At 67.7% G+C, this 22,452-nt stretch carries 16 protein-coding genes; 9 read left to right on the top strand and 7 right to left on the bottom strand.

From position 1 onward, the window contains the following. Window position 1: 1 nt before the first annotated feature. Entirely contained in the window at window positions 2-1,186 is a 1,185-nt protein-coding gene (locus tag OHB26_RS12590) for an acyltransferase family protein (protein ID WP_442942927.1), read from the bottom strand. A gap of 189 nt (window positions 1,187-1,375) precedes the next feature. Here OHB26_RS12590 and OHB26_RS12585 point away from each other — a divergent pair, with 189 nt between their 5' ends. The 3 genes from OHB26_RS12585 to OHB26_RS12575 all read left to right on the top strand — a co-directional run bounded on the left by OHB26_RS12585 (window position 1,376) and on the right by OHB26_RS12575 (window position 6,354). After that, window positions 1,376-2,554, top strand: a complete 1,179-nt coding sequence (locus OHB26_RS12585) for a DUF3068 domain-containing protein (protein WP_330184351.1) — start codon at window positions 1,376-1,378, stop codon at window positions 2,552-2,554. Window positions 2,555-2,730: 176 nt separating this feature from the next. Then, window positions 2,731-3,990, top strand: a complete 1,260-nt coding sequence (locus tag OHB26_RS12580) for a polysaccharide biosynthesis protein (protein WP_330185615.1) — start codon at window positions 2,731-2,733, stop codon at window positions 3,988-3,990. A 9-nt stretch (window positions 3,991-3,999) separates the two neighbouring features. Then, window positions 4,000-6,354 carry a hypothetical protein gene (locus tag OHB26_RS12575; RefSeq protein WP_330184350.1) on the top strand — a complete coding sequence of 785 codons (2,355 nt, stop codon included), beginning with the start codon at window positions 4,000-4,002 and terminating at the stop codon, window positions 6,352-6,354. Here OHB26_RS12575 and OHB26_RS12570 read toward each other — a convergent pair. Then, the gene (locus OHB26_RS12570; protein WP_330184349.1) at window positions 6,293-7,513 is read right to left on the bottom strand and encodes a glycosyltransferase family 4 protein; all 1,221 of its coding nucleotides are present in this window, start codon (window positions 7,511-7,513) and stop codon (window positions 6,293-6,295) included. The genes OHB26_RS12575 and OHB26_RS12570 overlap by 62 nt on opposite strands. Before the next feature lie 266 nt (window positions 7,514-7,779). On the opposite strand from OHB26_RS12570, the gene OHB26_RS12565 reads away from it, so the two are divergent. After that, window positions 7,780-8,637 (top strand): class I SAM-dependent methyltransferase, encoded by an 858-nt coding sequence (locus OHB26_RS12565; protein WP_330184348.1) that lies wholly within the window; start codon window positions 7,780-7,782, stop codon window positions 8,635-8,637. On the opposite strand, the gene OHB26_RS12560 is transcribed toward OHB26_RS12565, so the two are convergent. Together OHB26_RS12560 and OHB26_RS12555 are read right to left on the bottom strand one after the other, a co-directional pair. After that, a complete protein-coding gene (locus OHB26_RS12560) occupies window positions 8,599-8,898 on the bottom strand; it encodes a hypothetical protein (protein WP_330184347.1) in 300 nt (99 codons plus the stop codon). The genes OHB26_RS12565 and OHB26_RS12560 overlap by 39 nt on opposite strands. 158 nt (window positions 8,899-9,056) lie before the next feature. Continuing rightward, the gene (locus OHB26_RS12555) at window positions 9,057-9,260 is read right to left on the bottom strand and encodes a hypothetical protein (protein ID WP_330184346.1); all 204 of its coding nucleotides are present in this window, start codon (window positions 9,258-9,260) and stop codon (window positions 9,057-9,059) included. Window positions 9,261-9,570: 310 nt separating this feature from the next. Between OHB26_RS12555 and OHB26_RS12550 the strand changes: the two genes are divergently transcribed. Continuing rightward, window positions 9,571-11,010: an aldehyde dehydrogenase gene (locus OHB26_RS12550; protein ID WP_330184345.1), complete on the top strand. Its 1,440-nt coding sequence runs from the start codon at window positions 9,571-9,573 to the stop codon at window positions 11,008-11,010. Between the two features lie 171 nt (window positions 11,011-11,181). On the opposite strand, the gene OHB26_RS12545 is transcribed toward OHB26_RS12550, so the two are convergent. The 3 genes from OHB26_RS12545 to OHB26_RS12535 form a co-directional block, all read right to left on the bottom strand. Further along, entirely contained in the window at window positions 11,182-13,008 is a 1,827-nt protein-coding gene (locus tag OHB26_RS12545; protein WP_330184344.1) for a phosphoenolpyruvate carboxykinase (GTP), read from the bottom strand. Window positions 13,009-13,230: 222 nt separating this feature from the next. Beyond that, complete coding sequence (locus tag OHB26_RS12540) at window positions 13,231-15,111, bottom strand: hypothetical protein (protein WP_330184343.1); 1,881 nt, start codon at window positions 15,109-15,111, stop codon at window positions 13,231-13,233. Window positions 15,112-15,117: 6 nt separating this feature from the next. Further along, on the bottom strand, window positions 15,118-15,831 hold the full coding sequence (locus tag OHB26_RS12535; protein WP_330184342.1) for a hypothetical protein: 714 nt from the start codon (window positions 15,829-15,831) through the stop codon (window positions 15,118-15,120). 392 nt (window positions 15,832-16,223) lie between these two features. Between OHB26_RS12535 and OHB26_RS12530 the strand changes: the two genes are divergently transcribed. Genes OHB26_RS12530 through OHB26_RS12515 form a run of 4 tightly spaced genes read left to right on the top strand, consistent with a single transcriptional unit; the run spans window position 16,224 to window position 22,391 of the window. Beyond that, window positions 16,224-17,555 carry a lipase family protein gene (locus OHB26_RS12530; protein ID WP_442943010.1) on the top strand — a complete coding sequence of 444 codons (1,332 nt, stop codon included), beginning with the start codon at window positions 16,224-16,226 and terminating at the stop codon, window positions 17,553-17,555. A gap of 59 nt (window positions 17,556-17,614) precedes the next feature. Next, complete coding sequence (gene trmB / locus OHB26_RS12525; RefSeq protein ID WP_330184340.1) at window positions 17,615-18,442, top strand: tRNA (guanosine(46)-N7)-methyltransferase TrmB; 828 nt, start codon at window positions 17,615-17,617, stop codon at window positions 18,440-18,442. Continuing rightward, the gene (locus OHB26_RS12520; RefSeq protein ID WP_330184339.1) at window positions 18,439-19,185 is read left to right on the top strand and encodes an NYN domain-containing protein; all 747 of its coding nucleotides are present in this window, start codon (window positions 18,439-18,441) and stop codon (window positions 19,183-19,185) included. The genes trmB and OHB26_RS12520 overlap by 4 nt, the downstream gene beginning before the upstream one ends. After that, window positions 19,185-22,391 (top strand): MMPL family transporter, encoded by a 3,207-nt coding sequence (locus tag OHB26_RS12515; RefSeq protein WP_330184338.1) that lies wholly within the window; start codon window positions 19,185-19,187, stop codon window positions 22,389-22,391. The genes OHB26_RS12520 and OHB26_RS12515 overlap by 1 nt, the downstream gene beginning before the upstream one ends. The last annotated feature ends 61 nt before the right edge of the window (window positions 22,392-22,452 follow it).

Here is a 22,452-nt window from a genome sequence, read left to right as displayed (position 1 = left end):
ATCAGCCGAAGTGGCGGCGGGTCCACACCCGCACCGGCTCCTCGATGAGCGCGAAACTGGCGGCGGCCAGCGGTAGCGTGAACGCCACGGTCAACAGGTACACCAGGATGAAATGCCCGCGGAAAGGGATGATTCCGAAGACCGGGAAGACGATCGACAGTACGGCCAAGTGCCAGATGAAGATTCCGTACGACCAGCGGCCCAGGGTGCCCGCGGTGCCGCTCTCCAACCAACGATGCCGGACCTCGGGACGCAGTACCAGGGGCGCGAGCAGGCTGAATCCGATGATCGCGCCCACCGCCATCTTGCTCGCGTACTGCCAGGGCTGCCCGTGCGTGAGACCCTCCGGTCCGGCCACACGGGTCGTGGCCAGCAGCAGTGCCGCCAGCGCGAGCGGCCACATCAGGCGGCGGTCGCCCGCTATCCGCCGCCAGCGCGGTGCGTCCTGATCGGAGAGTTCGGCCAGCAGCATCCCCGCGGCGAACCACGGGAGGTAACCGGGCAGCCAGTTATCGGAATGGATGGCATCGGGGGTGGGGACCGGTAGGAAATTCCAGCCCAGGCAGAGCAGGCCGAAACCGAGCACGACCGGCACCCGCCACCGCGCGCGCGGGCCGCGCAACCGGACGAGCGCGAACGCCAGCAGCGGAAGCACAAGATAGAAGGCCACTTCCACCGACAGGCTCCACATCTGGGTGAGTCCATCGGTGAGGGTCAGCGGCACATAGACCTGCACCAGACCGAGATTCGCCACCCACACTCGCAGTCCCGCGGTGTGCGCGGCGCTGGGCAGCAGGATCAATACCGTGCACACCACCACCCAGTACGCGGGCAGGATGCGGGCGGCGCGATGCAGTAGATAACGCCCGGGCCCGGGTGCGGGCCCGAGTCCGCGCGCGGCGGCGGCGTGCGGTCGCCACAGCAGGAAGCCCGAGAGTGCGAAGAAGATGGCGACCGCCATATCGAAGCGCTCCAGCACCCGGCCGATGATCGGGGTTCCGGTGGCGCCGGTCTGGAAGGCCACGTGCGTGACCATGACGCCGAGCGCCGCCATGGCCCGCATACCTTCCAGAGCTGGGACGAAGACGCCCGGTCGGCGAATCGCCCGCCGATCCGGTGCCGCCGGTGGCGCGTCCGAACGGACCGGTTCGGTCGGTTCGGAGGGCGGATGCAGGGTGGCGGTCATCGAGGATCAGTTTGCCTTGTTACTCCCGAGTGTGAGCACCCCGTGTTTGACTTACGGGCGTTTCGTGATGTTTTCCTGCCTCGGCAGGACGCTTCGGGGCTCTCGGCTGTTAGTGTCGGGGCTCACGAGTGCTGTGCGGCGACCGCAGTGCTCATCGGAACGACCTGTTCGACGACGAGGAGAACCTGCATGGCACTGAGTGCCGGTACCCGAAGGACCGTGGCCTGCCTGCTCGTGGGGCTGGGTGCATTGCTGCTCGTCGCCGCGATCATGATCCCCACCTATACGGTGAGCCGTCTGGCGAAGACCCCGCTGGACCTGGAGATCACGACCGTCGCGACGAACGTCCAAGGGGCCCCCAGTGAAGTCCTCGACTCCAAGTCGCTGACCGCGCCCACGGGTGCGGCCAAGGTGGACACCAACGTCCCGCTGTTCTCACAGCGCTTCCTCACCATCGAAGATCCGGCGAACGCCTCGGAGATGACCATCCAGGCCGGTCAGACCCTGCGGCGCACCGATAAGCAGGGCGATACCGGCCTGCTCACCGCCACCCTGGACCGCGTCACCATCGACCGCAAGGACGGTATGCCCGTCGACTCGGTCGACGGCGGCCCGAACGGCGCCATCGGCGCGACGGTCGACAAGAAGGGCGATGCGGTCATGGATCCGGTGCAGCACACCGGTCTGCAGTACCGCTTCCCGATCGGCACCGAGAAGCAGTCGTACCCGTACTTCGATATCACCGCGCGCAAGACCTTCGACATCAACTTCGTCGAAGAGACCGAGATCAACGATATGAAGGTCTACCACTTCCAGCAGACCGTCCCCGTCACCGATCTCTCCACCGTCGTCAACTCCCCCACCAACAAGCTGGCCCTGCCCGCCGACAAGTGGGGCGTCGAAGGCGGCGAAACCCCGGTCACCATGACGCGCTTCTACACCAACGTCCGTGACGTGTGGGTGGAGCCCAAGACCGGCACCGTCATCAAGGGCGGCGAGAAGATCCACCAGTTCTACGCGCGCAATGCCGACAAGCCCGAGGTGACCGTCCTCAACGCGACCCTGCTGTTCGACGAGCCGACCATCGAATCGCAGATCTCGGTCGCCAAGGAGAACATCGACAAGCTGTCGCTCTACGGCCGCACCCTGCCGATCGCCTTCGGCATCATCGGCGCCATCGCCCTCATCGCGGGCATCGTCTTCGGTGTGCTCGGCGGCGGCAACGGTAATGGCGGCACCCCCGTCCGCCGCGTCACCCCGGCCCCCGCCCCCACCGGCGGACCCCGGCCCGACCCGTTCTCGGAAGCGCCGACCCAGCAGATCGACATCAGCAAGACTCAGCAGATCGATATGGATAAACGCCCCTGACCCGGCATAGTCCACGGCGGCCCCGCACCTTCCGAAGGTGCGGGGCCGCTCCCGTTTCCGGGGGTCGTGGGGGTGCGGCGGGGCCGGGCGTCGGGGTGGGTGGGAGCATTGCGGGCGTGTCCGTTGTACGTCGTCTACCCGTGGTGGCGGATCTGACGTTGGTGACGGCGGGGGCCATGACCGCGAATGTGGCGGGATATCTGCTGCAACTGCTGGCCAGTCGATGGCTCGGGGTGGCCGGATACAGTCCGTTCGCGAGTCTGCTCGCGGTGCAGTTGCTCTGCGCGGTGCCCGCGCTCGCGCTGCAGAATGTGGTGGCACGAGAAGTCGTGCGGGGAGCGGGGGTCGCGGCCGCCCGGGGACTCGCGCTGCGCTGCGCCGCACTGGTCGCGGTGGTGGCCCTGCCGCTGGTACCCGTGGTGAGCGCGGTGCTCTCGGTGGGCTTGCCGGCCTCGGCCGCCGCCCTGTGCGCCGCGCCGGTGCTGGTACTGCTCTCCGGCGAGCAGGGGATTCTGCAGGGGCGCAGCCGGTTTCGGGAGTTGGCGATCGTGCTCGGCGGGGCGGGGATACTGCGCGTGACACCCGCGGTCGTGGTGCTGGCCGCCGGTGGCGGAACCGCCGCGGCGCTGTGCGCGGCGGCCATCGGTATCGCGGTCGCGGCACTCGGTGCCCGACTCCTGGTCGACGGCACCGGCCGACCCCTGGTCAGCGGCACCCCCGATGATTCGGCGGAGCCGCCGACGAGCGCGGATCCATCGACAGCACGCGCGGCGGTCACCGCCGGACGGCCGCGGAGATTCACGTCCGGGGCCGACGTGCTGCCGGTCTTCCGGGCGGCACAGGTGCAGGCGGCGCTGATGGCGCTGTCCTCGGCGGATCTGATCGTGTCGCGGATTGTGCTGGACGAGAACGATGCCGGGCGATACGCGCTGGGAGCTATCGCGGCGAAGATCGCGTTCTGGCTACCGCAGGCGGTCGGAGTGGTGCTGTATCCGCGAATGGCACAGCCGCAGCATTCGGCTCGCGCGGTGCGGTCCGCGCTCGCGGTGCTGACCGGGGTCGGAGCGGTGGCGGTGGCCGGAGCGGCCGCCGCGGCACCGCTCGCTCCACTGCTCGCGGGGCGCGATTACGCACCGGTGCAGGGTCTGCTGTGGTTGTTCGCCCTCAATGGCGCACTGCTGGCGGTGTTGCAGGGTGCGCTGTTGTCCGCGATCGCGACGGATCGCACCGCGCCCGCGGCCATCACCTGGTTGGGGCTGGCCATCGGAGTCGGCATCATGCTCGGCTGCGCGCATTCGGTATCGAGTCTGATCACCATCGCCACCGCGACCTCCGCGCTCACGACACTGGTCATCACCGTGCTGGCACTGCGCACCGCCCGCGAGACCGTCGAAAGCGACTCCGGCATCCCCGATTTCGGACCGAGCGGCGTTTAGGGTGCCGGTGTGAACGCGGACCCACACGCGCGCTGGTTCCGGCTGCTACCCGCCGGATACAGCTTGGCGCTGGCACTGCTGGTCCTCGGCCCCCTGTCGGGTCCGGGATATCTGCTGCTGCGCGACGCGGTGAGCACACCCCGCTCCTACCTGACGGATTCGGCCCTCGGACTCGGGGATGCCGCACCCCGCGCGGTGCCGCAGGACGCCCTCATCGCCACGCTGTCACCGCTGATCGACGGCAGCCTCATTGTGAAAGCCATTCTGCTGGTGGCGCTCTGGCTCGCCGGTTGGGGCGCGGCCCGGCTCGCTCGCGAACTGCTGGGCGTATCCACCGGCCCGCAACTCGTGGCGGCCACCATCGCCATCTGGAACCCGTACGTCGCCGAACGGCTCCTCCAGGGCCACTGGAGTCTGCTCACCGGCTACGCCGCCCTCCCCTGGATCGCCCTGCTGGCCAACCGCTTACGCATCGCCCACACACCCGGCGTGGAGCCGAGAACGGACTCGCCGGTCCCCGCTGCGGCGCGCGACCCGGCAGCGACTCCCCACTCGGCACCCACTGTCGAGCGGACAGTCACCGCACGGCCATGCGCCGGGGCCGAGGTCGCACCCAGCGTCGCGGCCCGCACCGGCATGACTTCTCGCGCTGTGCGATCCACCGTTACGACAGCGCCCGGACCTGCCCGGCGCGTCCGCGCTTGGCGGGACTGGGCCGCGTTGGGCGGGTGGTTGGCGTTGGCGGGGCTGACGCCGACGGGCTCGCTGTTCGCGGGATGTGTCGCGTGCCTGCTGGTGGGCAGGCGGAATGCGGTTGGCGCGCTTGGCCTCTGGCTTGCCGCCTCCGCACCCTGGCTGACCGCGACCGTGCTCGCGGGCTCGGGGGCCGAACCCTCCGACCCGGCCGGGGTCGCGGCCTTCGCGGCGCGCGCCGAGCCCTGGCTCGGAACCCTCGGCAGCCTGGCCGGATTGGGTGGCATCTGGAACAGCACGGCCGTCCCCGATTCGCGCACAACGTTTTTCGCGCTGATCGGCACCGCCATCCTCCTTGCGCTGGTAACCGCCGGTGTTCGTGCGGTCCTCGCGCGCGACGATTTCGCGATGGCCGAAGCAAACCCTTCCAACACCGGCCGTTCCGCAATGCCCGATCGGCGTGCCGCGGCGATGGGCGAAGAAGCCGAATCCGCGGCGGCCGAAAACGCTACGCCCGAAAGCGATCTCACGCCTTCACTCGCGACGACGGCAACCGGCGGAACGAAAGCCGGGGCGGCCGAGAGCCGCACACCGTCTTCGAGCCCGAGGGGTTCTGCCAGCGCCCGCGAGCTCGATACCGGGGCCCCGCGCACCCGTCGAATGCTCATCGGGCTGGCGGTCCTCGCCGTCGTACTGCCCACGCTCGGCGCGACTGGATGGGGGCTGTCAGCGGGGCAATTCCTGGTGACGAAGGCACCGGGGGCCGGACTGCTGCGCGATACGCAGAAGTTCGTGGCCCTGGCCATGCCCGCGTTCGCACTGTGCGCGGCCGCCGGATGCCGCACGATCGCCGGGTGGATCGCGGCGAAACGAGCCGATCCGGATCAGGTGGCGGCGGGCGACGCTCGCACCGATCACAGCGAAGCGGGCAGCCGCGATGCTGCGGCAGGTCGATCGGCCGACCACGGTGAGACCTCGACCGAACGCGACGCCTCCCGGGGCGGGAGCGCGCGCCGCGGGCGGCGTCCGGTTGCCGCGGTGGCGGCGGTTTTCATTGTGCTGGTGCTGATTTCGCTGCCGGACATGGCCTGGGGCGTGGGCGGGGCGTTGCGGCCGGTGCGGTACCCGGGCGGATGGGAACAGGTCGCCACGATGGTGAAGGAGCCGGGCGATGTGGCGGTGCTGCCCGGTGGGATGTTCCGGAAGTTCCGATGGGCCGGGAACGCACCGGTGCTGGATCCGGCGCCGCGGATGTTGCCGCGTGATGTGTTGCAGACGGGCGAGCTTCCGGTGCCGGGGGCAACGGTCTCGGGTGAGGGCAGGCGTGCCCGCGAGGTGGAACAGCTACTGCTGCATGGCGGTTCAGCGGAGGGATTGGCTCGGCTCGGGGTGGGCTGGGTCCTGGTCGAAGGCGGTACGCCCGGGCCGATGGGTGAATCGAAAACCACTCTGAGCCAGTTGAATCCGGTGTATTCCGATCGGGATCTACAGCTGTATCGAGTCCCGGGGAGTATCGCCTCGCATGACGCCTCCGCCGCGGCTCGCCGGACGGCCGGTGCCGCGCATCTGCTGTGGGCCGTATTGCTGTGCGGCGGAGTGGTTTCCGTACTCAGCCGGTCAGTGAACCCGGCGTCGACCCGACGACGATCGGCGAGTGCCGCTCGACCGTAGCGCCCGCCACGAGGCCCGATACGCGTTCACCGCGCGCCACCGTCGACAGCACCTCGAAGACACCGTTTCCGGTTTGCTCCCAGGAGAATTCGCGTGCGCGGGCGCGCGCCTTCTCACCGAGCACCGTCCGGGATTCGGCATCGTCGAGCAGCTCGCCGACCGCCTCGGTCAGCTGTGCGACATCGTCGACCAGCATGCCGGTCACCCCATCCACAATGGAGTCGGTGAGTCCGCGCGAACTCCGGTAACCGACGGTCGGCACCCCGTGCTGCGCCGCCTCGATGACCGCCAGTCCCCAGCCCTCCTTGCGGGAGGGCAGCACCTGTACCCAGGCACGGGCCAGCAGTTCGTGTTTGCGGTCCTCGTCGACATGCCCGTGGAAGGTGACCGCGTCCGCGATTCCGAGATCGTCGGCGTGTGCGCGCAGGTTGGCGTCCCACCAGCCGCCGCCGATCACATCGAGGTGCAGGCCGGGGACGCTGTCGCGCAGTCCGGCCACGACCGCCATGGCGTCCTCGATCTGCTTGTGCGGAACCAGCCGGGACAGCACCACAATGCTCGGATGCGCGGTTCGGGTGTAGTGATCGCCGGTCGGCACCCGTGCGGGCACGGGTTCGGCGCCATTGCGCACGACCGCGATTCGGCTCGCCTCGACCCCGAGCGCGGTCAACTCCTCCGCTGAGGGCAGTGACACCGTCAGATACTGGTTGCCGCGGTGCACGCGCGGGGACAGCCGGGACTCGATCCACCAGCCGATCCGTCCGATCAGCCGTCCGGCGACCGGCCACTGCTCCCGATGCCCGTGATGCACCAGCAGTACGGTCGGCGCGGCCGCGGCGGCGCGGGCGAAGAAGGGAATGCCGTTCTGGGTGTCGATCACCGCATCCGGTCGGGTACCGCGCAGCGGACCCACGCCGAGCCGTCCGAGCGCTATGGCGGCGAGTGCGCGCGGATACACGGTGTACCGCCCACCCCCGCGACTGATATCGATCCCGTCGACGCGCTCCCGCCGGGGCGCACCCGGGTACCGGGCGGTCCGCAGCGTGACCTTCACCCCGCGGGCCGCCAATTGCGCGCCCACCTGTTCCAGGTACCGCTCACTGCCACCGCCCTGCGGATGCCCGGTGTCGCGCCAGCACAGCAGCAGCACTTCACGCACGGGACGATCTCCAGGGTCATTGATGGCGGACGGCGAACAATGGGCTCCACCATATAGCGCGTCTCGGCCCTTCGGCGTAACAGTGGTCATCTGACCACCACTAACGCCGGCACCACGCCGGGCGGACACGCCGCCCGCACGGGGCGGGCGTGGCCGAATCCGGAATCGTGGAATCGGGTTCCGAGGGCAAGTCGGACGACTGATCCCGGCCATTTCATCGCGGGTGGGCAGGGGCTGGGAGGCGGCATTGTGCGAGACTGCTCGCCGTGCTTCGAGCCCAGCAGAAACGTGTCGGGAGCCGTCCGCGATTCGCGCGGCGGGCCACTCTGCGGCGGTCTCTGCGCCTACTGGGGAGTTTCCGGTTCGAGCAGACCGATCCGGGATTGTTCTACGGCGGGATCGCCGCGGACACCGCGGAGCTGGTGGCGGATTTCTATCGCGATCTGACCGGGCGCTCGCTGCGCGGAACCGTGGTGCTCGATGTCGGGGGCGGTCCCGGTTATTTCGCGGACGAGTTCGGGCGGGCGGGCGCACGGTATCTGCCGGTCGAGCCGGATCCCTCGGAGATGCACGCGGCGGGGCTGCGGGTGGCCGGGGCGGTCCGCGGATCGGGGATGGCGCTGCCGTTCCGCGATGACGCGGTCGAGGTGTGCATCTCCTCGAATGTGGCCGAGCATGTGCCGCGGCCGTGGGTCATGGCCGAAGAGATGTTGCGGGTGGTCAAACCCGGTGGGCTGATGGTGTTTTCGTACACGGTGTGGTTCGGCCCGTTCGGCGGGCATGAGACCGGACCGTGGCACTACCTGGGTGGGGAGTACGCGGCGCGCCGGTATCGCCGAAAGTTGGGGCGGGAGCCCAAGAATCGGTTCGGCCGCTCACTCTTCGCGGTGGGCGCGGGCGCGGGCATGCGCTGGGCGCGCGCGACACCGGACGAGGTCGAGGTGCTCGCGGTGTTCCCGCGGTACCACCCGCGCTGGGCGTGGTGGGTGGTTCATGTTCCACTCGTGCGCGAGGTGCTGACGAGCAACCTGGTGGTGGTCGCGACCAAGCGTGCGGCCGCGACAACCGATGCCGCCGAGCGGGATTCAGTGTTCGAGTCGGCCACGCCGCCAGAATCTTCGTAGCCCGCCGCATTCGGGTTCGCCCCAGGGTGACTCCTGGGTTGCGAGCCCGACGGTCTCCATTGCCGTGAGCCCGACCTGACCGGCGAGGGCATTCACGGCGGCAACCGCTTCCGCGGCCTGTAATGCGGCGGTGGCCTGTTCGGTGGTGAGGGTGCGGCCGGGCAGGAATGACACCACCCATCCGCCCACGCCAACGCTTTTCGCCTGATGGGGCGTGAGATCGCTTGTCATGAGCGACCGATCGACCACTTGCACCGCCATGACTCGGACTCCCCTGTGCGGTAACGGTTCACGTATCGAGCGAGCTATCCAAGATAGCTATAAAGCATGCTCGCTACCGCTGGGGAATGCAATAGTGCGTTTCACGAAAAGCGAACCGACAGGTCGGAATTCGATCTATCCGAGTGCTGTGCGATAGCTCAGAAATCGCCCATCACCAGACGCAACACCGGCTGCCCCAGTCGCGCCGTCCCCTGCGAACTCTCCACCACCTCGACCTGCCATCCGGGCGGCAAAACCTTCTGCAATTGATTGGCAGCCCGCTGCATCGGCGTGCTGGCCGAGACTGACGCGACTCCGGTCAACTCCGGGAGAACGAAATCGTCGATATCCGCCTGGGTCATACGTTCGCCTACCTTTCGCGCATCGAACGAGAGCCGTGCCGTGGGGCAGCAGGAAAATGTCGAAATGGGCGCGGCAACCGAAATACCAACAGCTAATTTATAGCAACAGGCCGATTGGGCCGTGGAGTGGAGCCACCGAGAGCATAGGACACCGATGGGCAAACCGAATTGCGAACCGCGAGCGAAAGAGTGGTTTCACCTTCGCAAAAGTTAAACCGATAGGTCCGATTTCAGATTTGTCCCGCTGAGCGGGACAGCAGTCCGGTCGACACTACAGACAGCTCTCGGAGCAAAACTGTAACGTGTTCTCATGGATTACCCGAGTCTGTTCATCGGCGGTCGCTGGACCGCTCCCGCCGGTTCCGAAACCATCAAGGTCATCTCTCCCGCCACCCTCGAAACCGTCGGCAGCGTGCCCAACCCCACCCGCGCCGATGTCGACGCCGCCGTCGCCGCGGCCCGGCAATCCTTCGATCACGGACCCTGGCGCAACACCCCTCCCGAGGAGCGCGCCGAATTGCTGGCCCGGGTCGTGCAGCTGCTCGATCAGAAGGCGGGCGACCTGGCCGCCTCGCTCTCGGCCGAGATGGGCGCGCCCACCATGGCCGCCTCCACCCTCAACTACATTCCGGCCCGGGCCACCCTCGACTTCTACGCCGGACTCGGAAAGTCGTTCCCCTGGACCGAATCCCGCACCGGCCTGTTCGGCACCACCCGCGTCTCCCGCGAACCGGTCGGCGTGGTCGCCGCGGTCATCGCCTGGAACGTGCCCATCTTCCTGGCCGTGAACAAACTCGCCCCCGCCCTGCTGGCCGGTTGTTCGGTGGTGCTCAAGCCCGCACCGCTGACACCGCTCTCGGCGAACCTGCTCGCCGAACTCTTCGCCGAGGCCGGGTTGCCCGAGGGTGTCCTGTCGGTGCTGCCCGCCGATGCCGAGGTCTCCGAATACCTGATTTCCCATCCCGATGTGGACAAGGTGACCTTCACCGGCAGCACCGCCGTCGGCCGCAAGATTGCGTCCATCGCGGGCAGTCAGCTCAAGCGCTGCTCCCTCGAGCTGGGTGGCAAATCCGCCGCAATCCTGTTGCCGGATATGGATATCGCCGATATGCCCAAGCTCGCCTTCTCCGGATTGATGAACAGCGGACAGGCGTGCGTGGCGCAGACCCGCATCCTGGCCCCGCGCTCGCGCTATGACGAAATCGTCGACGCCCTCACCGAATCCGTGCGCCTGTTCCCGCTCGGCCTGCCCGATGACCCGAATGCCCAACTCGGCCCGCTGATCTCGCAAACGCAGCGGGAACGGGTCGAGGGCTACATCGCCAAGGGCAAGGAGGAGGGCGCGCGCCTGATCCACGGTGGCGGCCGCCCGTCCGATCTCCCCGGCTGGTATGTGGAGCCGACGGTCTTCGCAGACGTCGCAAACTCCATGACCATCGCCCGCGAGGAGATCTTCGGCCCCGTCCTGTCGGTGCTGCCGTACGACACCGAGCAGGAGGCGATCGCCATCGCCAACGACTCCGACTACGGCCTCGCCGGTTCGGTCTACACCACCGATGTCGAGCACGGCGCGGAGGTCGCGAGCCGCATCCGCACCGGCACCTACGCCATCAACTGGTACGCCTTCGACCCCAGCGCCCCCTTCGGCGGCTACAAGACCTCCGGCATCGGCCGCGAGAACGGCCCCGAGGGCCTGGACGCCTACTGCGAACTCAAGTCCGTTCTGATGCCCGCCGGGTACACCGCATAACGAAAACGGCCCCCACAATCATGTGGGGGCCGTTTCGCGACAACTGATCAGGTGCGGGTCCGGGTAACTCGTCGGGTTCGGGCTAACTCACTCGATGCCCGACCGCCAGCCCGCAACGCAACTTGTGTGGCACCTGAGTGGTCGGCAAAAGGCGCGGAGAGGCGGAGGAGCTCAGCCCAGGCGCTCTTTCAGTGCCTCGAACTCGTCGCGCACGCCCGAGGGCAGCTTGTCGCCGATGAACTGGAACCACTCCTCGATGAGCGGGATCTCGCGCTTCCACTCTTCGGGGTTGACGGCCAGCGCCTCGTCGACGTCGGCCAGGACCACGTCCAGGCCCTCGAGGTCGAGGTTCGCCGCGACCGGCACATTGCCGATCGGGGTGGTGGTGGCCTCGGCGGTGCCTTCGATGCGGCCGACGATCCACTCCAGCACGCGGGAGTTCTCACCGAATCCGGGCCACAGGAAGCGGCCGTCCTCGCCGCGACGGAACCAGTTGGTATAGAAGATCTTCGGCAGCTTGTTCGCGTCGGCGTTCTTGCCGAGGTTCACCCAGTGGCCCAGGTAGTCGCCGACGTGGTAGCCCAGGAACGGGATCATGGCCATCGGGTCGCGGCGGACGGTGCCGACCTTGCCCTCGGCGGCGGCGGTCTGCTCCGAGGAGAGGGTCGCGCCCATGAACACGCCGTGCTGCCAGTCGAAGGATTCGGTCACCAGCGGGACGGTGGTCTTGCGGCGACCGCCGAACAGGATGGCCGAGATCGGCACGCCCTGCGGGTCGTCCCATTCGGGTGCCAGGGTGGGGCACTGCGACATCGGGGTGCAGTACCGCGAGTTCGGGTGCGCGGCGAGGGTTTCGGACTCGCGCTCGTACCAGTCGTTGCCCTTCCAGTCGATCAGGTGATCGGGCTGGCCCTCCAGGCCCTCCCACCACACGTCGCCGTCATCGGTGAGCGCCACGTTGGTGTAGACCGTGTTGCCCGCGTCGATGGTGGCCATCGCGTTGGGGTTGGAGGAGTGGTTGGTGCCGGGCGCGACACCGAAGAAACCGAACTCCGGGTTGACGGCGTAGAGCTGCCCGTCCTTGCCGAAGCGCATCCACGCGATGTCGTCGCCGAGGGTTTCGGCGCGCCAGCCCGGGACGGTCGGCTGGATCATGGCGAGGTTGGTCTTACCGCAGGCCGACGGGAACGCGGCGGCCACGTAGTAGTTCTTGTTCTCCGGCGAGATCAGCTTGAGGATCAGCATGTGCTCGGCCAGCCAGCCCTCGTCGTGCGCCATCGCGGAGGCGATACGCAGCGAGTAGCACTTCTTGCCCAGCAGCGCGTTGCCGCCGTAACCCGAACCGAAGGACCAGATTTCGCGGTCCTCGGGGAAGTGGGTGATGTACTTGGTGTCGTTGCACGGCCACGGCACATCGGCCTGGCCCGCTGCCAGCGGAGCTCCGACGGAGTGCAGCGCCTTGACGAACGGGCGGTCGGTGCCGAGCTTCTCCAGCGCGGCGGTGCCGGCGCGGGTCATCACGCGCATCGACACCACGACGTACTCGGAGTCGGTGAGTTCGACGCCCAGCTTGGGGTCCTCGGCGCCGAGCGGGCCCATGCAGAACGGCACCACGTACATGGTGCGGCCCTTCATCGAGCCGCGGTACAGCTCGGTCATGGTGGCGCGCATCTCGGCCGGGTCGACCCAGTTGTTGGTGGGTCCGGCGTCGGCCTCGTTGCGCGAACAGATGTAGGTGCGAGATTCGACGCGCGCGACGTCGGAGGGATCGGAGAGGGCGAGGTAGGAGTTCGGCTTCTTGGCCTCGTTCAACTTCTTGAACGTGCCCGCCGCGACGAGCTGCTCGGAGAGGCGCACGGCCTCCTCCTCGGAGCCGTCGACCCAGACCACCCGCTCGGGCTGGGTGAGTTCTGCGACCTCCTGTACCCAGGCAAGCAGTTCCTTGTGCTCGGTGGGCGCGGTGCCATCGTGAAGACCAGGAATGGTCGCTGAGGTCATGAAACAACTCTCCTGAGATGGGTGGCCCGGGGTGCTCGCGACACCGAGTGCCACCATTGCGGCAAGGCCCCCGCATCGCCTTGCAGGTAGCTCGTCCCGGCTGGACGGCGTACAAGGACCAAGCGGACGCCCAGGTTCCTGCCATAGAGGTTAACGCCATATATCCCGACGTATGGAATCGGGTTGTCCAGTCGGTATCGGGTCGAAACCTCCGACCAGCGATTATGCGAAATCGAGCGCGCTCAGGTCACGATCGCACGCGGTGGTCAACGCGGGTCTCCGTTGCGCCGCCTGCCGCAATTGCGCCTCCAATTCCCCTACCCGACGGTCTGTTTCGACCATGCGGGCGGTGCTGGCCCGGAGCACCCGCTCGGTGAGCCGCTCCTCCGCCTCGACGATCGCGGTCGCCACCCGCTGCTCCCACTGCGCCTTCACGTTGACCAGGGCGTCCGTCATCCACTGCCGTAAATGAGCACGCTCAGCGAGTTGCCGGCGCGCCCGCACCACCCAGCCCGCGGCGGCGGCCCCCAGCACCAAACCCACCGGAACAATCGCGTATTCGGCCGCCGCCCACCACGACAATGGGATCACCAGCAGACGCCCCAGACCGAAGCCCGCGGACGCTCCGAGCGCGATCATCAGATGATCTTCGACACCCCGGCAGCGCGGCTCGGGATCCGGACCGACCCGGGGTGGGCGATCACGCCAGGTGAGCGCGGGTAAAGCCGCCACATCGGGCGCATCGACCGCCAATTCCGATGTGTGGACCGCCTTCTCGATCAATTCGTCCAACTCGGCGAGGCGAGCGTGAATGGAGCGGTCGATTTCACGTGTGATCTTTTCCACCGAAATCTGTAAGCCGCGTGGATATCCGGCATGTGCGGTATGCGGCAAACGGTCGATCTCGGTCCGCGCCGCGGCATTCAACCCCCGAATCCGCACCCCCGCCTCGTGCAGCAGATCGACCCGCGCCAAATGCAGCCGATTCCGCAGCATTGCCATCGCGGTTCCGCGGCCGCCGTCATTCACCGCCAGCAGCGTCGCCCGCTCCGCCCGCAATACCGCCACATCCCCACCGGTCCGCAACTTCGCCAACTCGCCCTCGATCCGAGTCCGTGTCTCGCGCACCACCCGCTCCCGCACCAGCACCCGCTGATCCGCCACCGCACCTGCCCCCACCGCGGCCACCAATCGCGCATACAACAGGCCCATCCCCGCCCGATCCGACAGCGCCGCGTCCCCGATCTCCCGCGCCACCACCGCCATTCGCACCGACACCGGCACAATCTCCACCGGCGAGGCGTGCGCTGAGCCCGACACCTCCTTCGGTGCGACCGGAGCCGAGGTCGCCATCTCCGCCGGTACGACCGGGCCCGAAGCCGTCACGCCCCTTGGCTGCACTGGGACCGAAGCCGTCATCGCCGTCGGCGCGGCCTCGACGCGCATCGCCTCCGACAATATGACGGCATCCCTTTCCAGCACCTCGCGCCAATCGCGATGCGCGTGAAACCCCGCCAGCGCGAACACGATCCGAGTCCCCTCGCCGCGTAGCCGGTGCACCACCCCCAGCATCTCCCGTCCGATCGGCGCACCCGCGTCCAGCACCACGCATGCCACCGTCGCTGGCCGACGCGGTCCCGGACTCGCGTCATCCGCTACCAGAAATTCGACTCGCGGTGCCCACCTGGCTAATTCGGCACGCAACAGCGCGATGCCCACGTCGTCCTCGCCGATCAGCTCCACCCGCGTATCCCGCGCCCACGCCGTGCTCCGCATCGCCAGCAGCAATGCCATTCCGTGTGGATTCCACCGGGTCACAATCGCTTCCGCGGTAGCCGGGAGACCCGACGGCGACGCCTCGACATCCGCTGCCGCCACGCGCCCGGGTGCGGCGTCGACTGGTTCTTCGTGCGGTGTCGACAGCTCCGTGGAATCGACCACGTGCGCGGCGGACGAACTCGCGTGCGGCCGTTCGACGGGCGGCAGGTCCAATCCGAAATCGGTCCGGCCGGAATCGGATTCAGTGGGCAGCGCCCCGCGGCCGGACAGCCCGGCGGAGCCGACGCCATTCGGTAGGTAGAGCGGAGCGTGTTCACGGTCCAACGCTGGTTATTCGTTGCCGAACCCGGCTTGGGTTGGGGCGATGGTGAGATCACCGGCCACGATGGCCGCGGCGGCCCGTCGGTACCGCTCGTGGAGGGCCTGAAAGATCGGATCTATTCCGCTGGCGAAGTGCAGGATTTGCAGCAGCGACCGGGGCTGGAGGGCCGGAGCGTGGCGGAGAGCGGCGAGGGCGCAGGCGACGCCGTAAAGGCCCCAACGGTCGAGCAGGGCCGCGCGGGCCGAGGCATCCTGCGCCACTGCCGGATCGGTGAAGAGGTCCTCGGTGAGGGTGAATGCCGGATCGTTTCGAGCGCAGTGGCGGTGCAGGGTGCGCAGATCCGCATCTCCGAAAGTCCCGGTGCGGGTGTGGGCGGCCAGCGAGGCCACCGCGGGAAGTGTGTGGATACCGAGGTTTTCGGTGTGGCGTTCGGCGGCCTGGGCGGCGTCGGACCAGCGCGGGCTGATGGCGTCGGCCTTGTTGAGGACCACCAGGGTCCGGTCCGGATTCAGGGGTGCCAGTGCACGACGGTCGGCGGAGGTGAGGGTGCCGGGCAGGACATAGAGAATGAGATCCGCGTCCAGGACTGGATCGGTTCGCCCGGGCGCGTCGATCGGTGCGGTCTCCTCGGCGGTCAAGAGCGACAATGCGTTTCGTACGGTGGATTTACCGGCGCGAGCGCGGCCGGTGATCTGGATGCGCGGTGGTCGCCCGGACGGCACCTGGGCAGCCTAGTCGGCGGCGGGACCACGCGGGACGTGTTCGGCCCATACGCGGGCGCGGTCGCCGCGGCCGAACCGAATTGGTCCGACCGGCAGCGTCACAAAACGCGCTGAGGTGCGGGTTCATCTGTGCGACAGCGTAATTCGGTGGCACTGCTCTTCACAGACACCGCAATCTGACCTAGGGTTTCGATCCGGTCGGCTGTACAGCCGATAGTGGCGGTGACGGTTCCTCTCGGGTCCGACAGCCGGACTCACCTACGGAGGTTGCGTTGACCGTTACGGCTGATACCCCGACCGTGACCGATTCACCTGCGGGACAGCCCGATCCGGTCGCGCCGAAATCCGCCGAGCTCGACTCCGCCGCGCCCGCCACTCGCAATGGCGGCGCACTGGTGGTGCGGGATCGGGGCGCGCAGTGGCGGACTCCGGCCTCCACCCGTCCGCTGCCGCCCGGCTCGGACCCCTTCTTCCGCGCGCCCAATGGCTTCGCCCTGCATGCCCCCGGCACTGTACTGCGTAGTCGCCCAGTGGAATTGGCGCTGCTCGGAGTGGTCCCGCAGCAGGTGACGGCGTGGCAGTTGCTGTATCGCAGTAGCGATTTGGGCGGGACGGCGGAGGTCGCGGTCACCACGGTGCTGCTGCCCAGGGGCGCGACACCCGATCCGGAGCGGCCGCTGCTGGTGTTCGGATCGGCCATCGACGCGGTCACCGATCGCTGCGCGCCGTCGTACGCGCTGCGGCTGGGCGCGCTGTCGCCGGGTTCCATCACCCAGCTGGAGTGGCTGCTGGTGGCGAACGCGCTGCGCCGCGGCTGGGCGGTGACCATTGCCGATCATGTAGGGCCGCAGGGGAATTTCGGCGCCGCGCGGGAGCCGGGGTATCGATCACTCGATGGTGTGCGCGCGGCGCTCGGCTTCGCGCCGCTGGGCCTGCGACCGGATACCAAGATCGCGGTGTGGGGTTACTCCGGTGGCGGTATGGCCGGTGCCTGGACCGTGGAGATGGCTCCGGAGTACGCGCCGGAGTTGAATATCGTCGGGGCCGCGCTGGGCGCGCCGGTGGGTGATCCGCGCGAGGTGTTCCTGCGGCTGGACGGTGGCCTCTTCGCCGGTTTTCCACCGCTGGTGGTCGCCGCGCTGCGGCGGGTGTATCCCGCTCTCGCCGATGTGATCCGCAAGGACTTCACCGAGGAGGGCAAACGCCTGCTGGATCGGGTGCAGAATCTGGGCCCGATCGCGGCGCTGCCCATGCTGATCGGCCGCCGCATGGAGAACTACCTGCATCGTCCGCTGCACGAGGTACTCCCCGAGCTGGAGGGCATGTTCGACGACATCCGGCTCGGCAATAACGCGCCCGCTTGCCCGGTACTGGTGGTGCATCCGGTCAATGACCAGGTCATCGACGTGACCGGGATCGACGGTCAGGTCGAGCGGTACCGCGAGGCGGGTGCGGCGGTCTGGTACGTGCGCGATCGGCTGAGCGAGCACTTCTCGCTGCTACCCCTGGCGACCCCGTTGAGCCTGGATTGGCTGGCCGATCGGATCGCCGGGAAAACTCTCACAGAACCCACAACCAAGACCGTCTGGTCGGTAGCGCTGTGGCCCGCGCAGTGGCGCGGCATGGTGGAATTGGCAACTACCGCAATGCGAGTCACGTTCGGACTGGCCCTGACACCCGGTTCGGAGCAGGTCGCCGCCGAGGAGTCGGGCCTGGCAGCCTGAGTGATGGCATACGCCCGAACACGTAGTCGATTGCTGCGCTAACCATTCGATACTGGAGAATGGACGCCGTGAACGACGCCGCGAACCACACTGCCGAGCCAGTCCCCGGACCGCGGTCCGCCGACCACAGCGGTGACGGTGATCACCCCGTCGAGGGCGTGCCTCGCGCCGTGGGTGGTAACCGCCTGTACCCCCGCGTCACCAGCTTCCGCTCGCGGCGCGGCGCACTGACGCCCCCGCAGCAGGAATCCTGGACGCGGATGTGGCCGCGGATCGGCGCGGACGTCTCGGACAAATTGCTGGATGCCGACGCCTGGTTCGGCCGGAGCGCACCGCTGATCATCGAGATCGGTTGCGGCACCGGCACGGCCACCGCGGCCATGGCGCAGGCCGAGCCGGAGTTCAATCTGATCGGCGTCGAGGTTTACAAGCCGGGGCTGGCCCAGCTGGTGCAGCGGGTGGAGCGGGAAAACATCGAGAACATTCGGCTACTGCGCGGAGATGCGGTCGATGTACTCGAAAACATGATTGCTCCGGAATCGCTGACGGGTGTTCGCGTCTTCTTTCCGGACCCGTGGCCGAAGGCGCGCCACCATAAGCGGCGGCTGTTGCAGCCGACGACCCTGACACTTATCGCGAGTCGCCTCAAGCCGGGCGGCGTGTTGCATGTCGCGACCGATCACGCGGATTACGCGGAGCATATTGCCGAGGTGGGCAAGGGAGAATCCCAGCTCATCGGTATGAATGAGGCCACGGGTGGGGACTCTTCGCGGTACCTTGAAACCGCACCGATCGGTTTTGAACGTCCGATTACCAAGTTCGAAGGAAAAGGACTCCGCGCGGGTAGCGCCATCACGGAGTTCATCTGGGGGAAGATCGAGTCATGAGCGTCAGTGAGATGGCCCCGGAGGTCGCGGATGTTGCCGAAATAATGCACGGCACTGCATCGTCCGAACTAGCGGGCACCACCGGCCTTTCCGGAAGTAGTACCGATTTCCGTCGCGTACTACTGGTCTGGGACGCACCGAACCTCGATATGGGGCTCGGCGCGATTCTCGGTGGCCGCCCCACCGCCGCCTACCGCCCGCGCTTCGACGCGCTCGGCCGCTGGCTGCTCGCGCGCACCGCGGAGCTGTCGGTCGGCAGCCGTCAGCGTGTGGAGCCCGAGGCCACCGTCTTCACCAATATCGCCCCCGGCACCGCCGATGTGGTGCGGCCATGGGTGGAGGCGCTGCGAAATGTCGGTTATGCCGTTTTCGCAAAACCCAAAATCGACGAAGACTCCGACGTCGACAGCGATATGCTCGCCCACATCGAGCTACGCCGCCGAGGCGCGGGGCTGGCCGGCATCATGGTCGCCTCCGCCGATGGTCAGGCGTTCCGCGCACCGCTCGAGGAGATCGCCGCCAGTGGCGTTCCAGTTCAGGTGCTCGGATTCCGTGAGCACGCGAGTTGGGCAGTCACGTCGGATATTCTCGAGTTCGTCGACCTCGAGGACATCCCGGGCGTGTTCCGTGAACCGCTGCCCAGGGTGAGCCTCGACTCGCTGCCCGACGAGGGAGCATGGCTGCAGCCGTTCCGGCCGCTGACAGCGCTGCTCACCTCCCGCCCCGCTCAAGGAGTCGCTTAGTGTTCACCCGCTGGGGCGACCTGGTCTACAAGCTGCGCTACACCGTTCTGGGTGTAGTGGTCGCTGCCCTGCTCTCGCTCGGTGCGTTCGGGCTCGGAGTTGAGGATCACCTGAGCTCCAGCGGATGGTTCGACCCCAATTCCGAGTCGACACATGCGGCGGTGCTGAAGGATTCGGTGTACAGCCGCGATCACAACAGTGATGTGGTGCTGCTCTACACCGCGCCCGACGGTAAGACGATCGACGATCCGGCGTGGAGCCGGAAGGTCATCGACAGCCTCAACTCGCTGCCGAAGAAGTACCCGCAGATCGCCAAGGTCAACGCCTCGCCATGGAAGACCGAGACGGGTCAGCAGCTCGCGCAGGCGGCCAGTACCGATCGAAAGCGCGCCTTCGCCTCCGTCGCTCTCAACGGCAACAACGACACCGAGATGCTGCAGGCCTACGGCGCGGTTCAGAACGCCTTCGCGATTCCGGATGTGACGGTCGAGGTCGGCGGTCTGCAACCGATCGCCTACACGCTGAACAATACGATCGCCAGCGATGTGAAGCGCATGGAGATGCTCGCGCTCCCCGCGGTCGCGATCCTGCTGTTCTTCATCTTCGGCGGCATCGTCGCCGCCGCACTGCCATTGATCATCGGCGGTCTGACCATCATCGCCGCCAACGGCATGATCATGGCGCTGACCAAATACACCGAGGTGAACTCGTTCGTCTCAGCCGTGGTCTCGATGATCGGCCTGGGCCTGGCCATCGACTACGGCCTCTTCATAGTCAGCCGCTTCCGTGAGGAATTGGCCGAGGGGTACGACACGCGTGCGGCGGTGCGCCGTTCGGTCATGACCGCCGGTCGCACCGTGACCTCCTCGGCGACCATGATCATCGCGGCGAGCGCGGGCATGCTGCTGTTCCCGCAGGGCTTCCTGAAGTCGGTCGCCTACGGCACCATCGCCGCGGTCCTGCTGGCCATGGTGACCTCCTTGACCGTATTGCCCGCGCTGCTGAGCATTCTCGGCCGGCGCGTGGACAGCTTGAGCCTCAAGTGGATTCGCAAGACCAAGACCGCCGAGGAGATCGAGGCCGGTTTCTGGGGCAAGCTCACCGCCTGGGTGATGAAGCATCCGCTCAAGGTCGCGATCCCGCTGACCATCGGATTGCTGCTGCTCATCATTCCGGTGAAGAATCTGCAATTCGGTGGAATCTCGGAAACCTATCTGCCACCGGATAATCCGGTTCGACTGGCACAGCAGCACTTCGACGAGACCTTCCCGCTGCGTAAATCCGATCCGGTGCAGTTGGTCATCACCACCGACAACTCCAGGAATATCGGCGCGATTCTCCAGCAGGCGAACAAGGCTCCGGGGCTGGTGAAGAACGGCCAATTCGGCACCCCGGCCAAACCGCCGAACGGCTCGAACGTCTGGGTCTCCGAGGCGACCGTCGAGGACAGCTCGCACCCCGAGGCGACCGTCGATTACCTGCGGTCGATGGAGCTGCCGGACGGTGTCGAGCTCGCGGTCACCGGTCAGCCGGTCCTGATGATGGACAGTCTCGACTCGCTGCTGGATCGCATGCCGTGGATGATCGGCATCGTCCTGCTGGTCACCACGATCCTGATGTTCCTCACCTTCGGCTCACTGGTACTGCCGTTGAAGGCCGCGCTGATGAGTGCGCTGGGCCTGGGATCGACGCTGGGCATCCTGACCTGGATCTTCATCGACGGTCATGGTGCGTCGCTGTTGAACTTCACACCGCAGCCGATTACGGCGCCGGTGCTGGTGCTGATCATCGCGATCATCTACGGCCTCTCGGTGGACTACGAGGTATTCCTGTTGTCCCGCATGGTCGAGGCGCGCGCCCAGGGCGCGAGCACCACCGAGGCGGTGCGGGCGGGTACCGCGCAGACCGGGCGCATCATCACCGCGGCGGCATTGATCCTGCTCGTGGTGACCGGCGCGTTCGCCTTCTCCGATCTGGTGATGATGCAGTACATCGCCTACGGCATGGTGGCGGCGCTCTTCATCGACGCGACCGTACTGCGCATGCTGCTGGTGCCCGCCACCATGAAGCTGCTCGGCGACGACTGCTGGTGGGCTCCGGCCTGGATGAAGCGGATCCAGCAGAAGATCGGGCTCGGCGAGCCGATGCTCGCCGATGAGCGGCCCGGTGGCGGTGAGGTGGTCGACCTGGTCAAGACCACACCGATCACCGATCCGGTCACCATGCAGATTCCGGCGCTGACGGATTCGGCGGCGCTGCGACTGCGCAAACCGCGTGCGCCGCGCAAGATCGATATCGATAGTGAGGCGCCGACCCAGCGCATCACCAAGTCCGGTGGGCCGATTCTGGGGACCCCCGGTTCGGCCCCGAGCGGTTCGACTCCGACCGGATCGGCAACGACGGCGGGCGGCGAAAGTCCGTTCGGACCGCCACAGTCCGCCCCCTGGTCGCCCCCCGCGGGCAGCCCGCCCGCCGCGGCGGCCGGGTTCCCGCCGCCGCCGGCCAAACCGGCTTCGCTCACCAATCTCGGCGCGCCCACGGGCGAAGCCTCCGGGCCCGCTCCGGAGCCCGAGGTGTCGAATGAGGCTCCGGCGCAGGCCGGTTCCGGTGTGACGCCGCGGACCATCGGTTCGGGGATGCCCGGTAGCGCGCCGAGCACTCCGGAGAGCGATTCCGAGGCGCCGACCCGCGAGGTCGCCGCCCAGGAGGCGACCGCACCGGCCAAACCCGCCCCGCAGAACGGGATTCCGACGATATCGGCTCCGCCCACGCCGCCCACGGCTCCGGCGCCGCCGCTGGTCGAGGCGCCTTCGGCCCCGACTCCGGCTGCGGCGCAGCAGGACTCACCGGCGGAGCCGCCGCATGTGATCGGCGCCGAACGGGTACTGCCACCGCCGTCGCAGAAGATGCCACCGCATCCGGCCACTCGGGCCCAGCTGTATCAGCCGCACGAGGCGGAGCAGCTGCTGGAATCCGAATCCGCCGAATCCGATGGGGCGCAACCGCATCCGACGCATCACTCGGCCGAGGAGCAGCCGCAGGGTGGTGGGCGCAGCAGTATCGAACAGTGGATGTCGGATCTGCGTTCGGCGCGCCGCCGCACCGGCAAGACCGAGGATGATGACGACGACGAGGGTAAGCACCGCGGTGGCGACGGCCGCACCGTGAGTGTGAACGAATTGCTCCGTCGCCAGAACCGCGACTGAATCAGTACAGCGCAACGCCCGGCCGAGTTATCCACTCGGCCGGGCGTTCTCGTATCTCGGC

This window comes from Nocardia sp. NBC_01503 (assembly GCF_036327755.1).
In the GTDB taxonomy this organism is placed as follows: Bacteria; Actinomycetota; Actinomycetes; order Mycobacteriales; family Mycobacteriaceae; genus Nocardia.
This window is presented reverse-complemented; position numbering and strand designations above follow the sequence as displayed.

Bases quoted from the DNA above. Each gene is read 5' to 3' on its own strand.
- trmB (WP_330184340.1), top strand. From the start codon at position 17,615: ATGGACGCCGTGAACGACGCCGCGAACCACACTGCCGAGCCAGTCCCC.
- OHB26_RS12545 (WP_330184344.1), bottom strand. From the start codon at position 13,008: ATGACCTCAGCGACCATTCCTGGTCTTCACGATGGCACCGCGCCCACC.
- OHB26_RS12550 (WP_330184345.1), top strand. From the start codon at position 9,571: ATGGATTACCCGAGTCTGTTCATCGGCGGTCGCTGGACCGCTCCCGCC.
- OHB26_RS12590 (WP_442942927.1), bottom strand. From the start codon at position 1,186: ATGACCGCCACCCTGCATCCGCCCTCCGAACCGACCGAACCGGTCCGT.
- OHB26_RS12585 (WP_330184351.1), top strand. From the start codon at position 1,376: ATGGCACTGAGTGCCGGTACCCGAAGGACCGTGGCCTGCCTGCTCGTG.
- OHB26_RS12560 (WP_330184347.1), bottom strand. From the start codon at position 8,898: ATGGCGGTGCAAGTGGTCGATCGGTCGCTCATGACAAGCGATCTCACG.
- OHB26_RS12580 (WP_330185615.1), top strand. From the start codon at position 2,731: ATGACCGCGAATGTGGCGGGATATCTGCTGCAACTGCTGGCCAGTCGA.
- OHB26_RS12555 (WP_330184346.1), bottom strand. From the start codon at position 9,260: ATGACCCAGGCGGATATCGACGATTTCGTTCTCCCGGAGTTGACCGGA.
- OHB26_RS12520 (WP_330184339.1), top strand. From the start codon at position 18,439: ATGAGCGTCAGTGAGATGGCCCCGGAGGTCGCGGATGTTGCCGAAATA.